This window comes from Paenibacillus sp. MAH-35, assembly GCF_058135425.1.
In genome coordinates this window covers 1-1,997 of sequence record NZ_JBYUPU010000092.1, presented here as the reverse complement: position 1 = coordinate 1,997, position 1,997 = coordinate 1, and the positions used below count along the sequence as shown (strand labels likewise).

General features: G+C 46.2%; 1 protein-coding gene. It reads right to left on the bottom strand.

All coding sequences use genetic code 11. From position 1 onward, the window contains the following. Positions 1-79 precede the first annotated feature (79 nt). Complete coding sequence (locus AC3Y2E_RS34535) at positions 80-1,774, bottom strand: IS1634 family transposase (protein ID WP_379217971.1); 1,695 nt, start codon at positions 1,772-1,774, stop codon at positions 80-82. Positions 1,775-1,997 lie beyond the last annotated feature (223 nt).

Sequence of the window (1,997 nt, the reverse complement as noted above, 5' to 3'; positions counted from 1 at the left end):
CGGGACTTTCCTAGTTAGTGTAGTATAAAAGCCGAAATCCATTGCTACAGAAGGGATTTCGGCTTCCATTTTGTATTACCTACGAAAGCATGCGGTATTGACCCAGCTCCAGCTTCTCAAACATCTGAGACTGAAGTTCGGTTAAGGCCGTTAATACAACTTGCGGCTTTATCCCGGATGCTTCCGGATAAATATTGACCACCTCTTGGATACCGGCAAGGGTATGAATCATTTTAGCTGCGCTCAATGTCAAGCCCTGTTGAGCGAGTTGACGTTGCAGCAGCGAGGTCAGGGTCAGGGCTAGCACACAGTAAAACGCATGAACGCGAATTTTTTGATCCGTCCAATGATAGCGCGGATCCCAGCATAAAAATTCGGTGTCTTTCATCTTCCGAAACGCTTCTTCAATTTTCGCCTGCCCCCGATAGGCAAGAATAATTTCCGCATCGGACCAAGTCTCGTGATCGGTAAACAATATGGTTTTGCCAAACACTTTTTTCTGATGTTCTTCGATGGCGGTCTGATCCCAGTTATACGTCAGAATGAAGCCCCCTTCAGCTTGTTCTTCGATGCGATACTGAAGCCAATTGCTCTTGAGTCCACGCCCTTTCAGGATCGACATCACTTCTTTTTCTACGGATTCCTTGGAAATTTTGCGGCCGCGTTTGCTGGTATCACACGATTTTGCGGCGTGAACTTGCAGTTTCTGCAGATCATCATTGGCTTTGTAACGCTGCGCGATGGAATTTTTCATGTTGGCCAGATACAAATCCTCACTGTAGGTAATGACAACAGTCCGCTTCGCACCAAATACCTCTTTACGTACTCGGTAGGAGCTTACGCCACCAAGCCGAGGCTCAGTTAAGGTTTGAAATTGATCCATCGGAATCTCAAGCAAATCCGCCTGGTACGATGGGGTTAGAGAACCCACAAAATGAAAAGGCGTTTGTTGCAGAGAAGGAACATTCGCTTTGGAGTTATTCCCTTTGTCGAAGACCAAGGTCACTTTGTCGCAGGATGAAGTGATGGATTGGTACCGCTGAGCCAACGACGATATGATTTTCGAAAATTGATCGGAATCGTTTCGATTGCCGGGATATACCTGATGCAGTAACGGAATGTGGAAGTCGGAAGATACCATGAGCGCTAAGGAAACTTGCTTGAGATCGGTCCGCTTCGCTTTATTGTGCCCGTACTGGGGAAGGCTTTCTTCGCTGGAAGAAGAGATGTAGGTATAAAAGTTGGTAGCATCGTAAAGCAAGCAACGAAGATCAAGTTGAAACTGCTCGACGAGTCGGCGGGTGAGCGACTCTTCAATTGCATTAATGGTCTGTTCATCAAGTCGGTCCATATGATCCCAGAAGCGTTGACTGGTCAGTTGCTTGTTGGGAATTCCGGTCCACTTCGGCAAGCAAGTTCCAGAAAACCAATCCGCCATTTCGCTTTTGCTTACGGGGTGTAAAGCGCGATTAATGGCAGCGATCAGCATGTACTGTCCAACAGTAGCGCCTTGCTTGCGCTTTGGAGCATGCTGGTCGATAAGCTCAACAAGGCCAATCTGCTTAGCGATATGGAAGTACGCGGCAGCAGCCCCGAAATCAAACACTTTTGCAGCAACGGGGGTCGCTGGTTTTTGAGAAGCTCGGCGAGTGATATCCTCCAGCTTGCCTAAGTATTGTTGCCATACGATACGAGGCTTGCCATCAACACGTTTGGATTCAACGGCATAATAGTAAGTTTGATTACGGACTTTTTTCTTAATGATGGTGGCCATGGGCTGACACCTCACCGATTCAGGAAATGTTAGGTAATACAAACATTCGGTGCAGGACCGATAATTCCTGCAAAAAAATTAAAAAACCTTGTAATAACAAGGTTTTTTTAACAAAATATTTGGGTTCAGAAAGAAATAAACGAGGATAAATGTTGGTAATACAAAACTCTCTTACTGCCACAAGGGATTTCGGCGTTTTGGAACACTAACTAGGAAAGTCCCG

Bases quoted from the DNA above. Each gene is read 5' to 3' on its own strand.
- AC3Y2E_RS34535 (WP_379217971.1), bottom strand. From the start codon at position 1,774: ATGGCCACCATCATTAAGAAAAAAGTCCGTAATCAAACTTACTATTAT.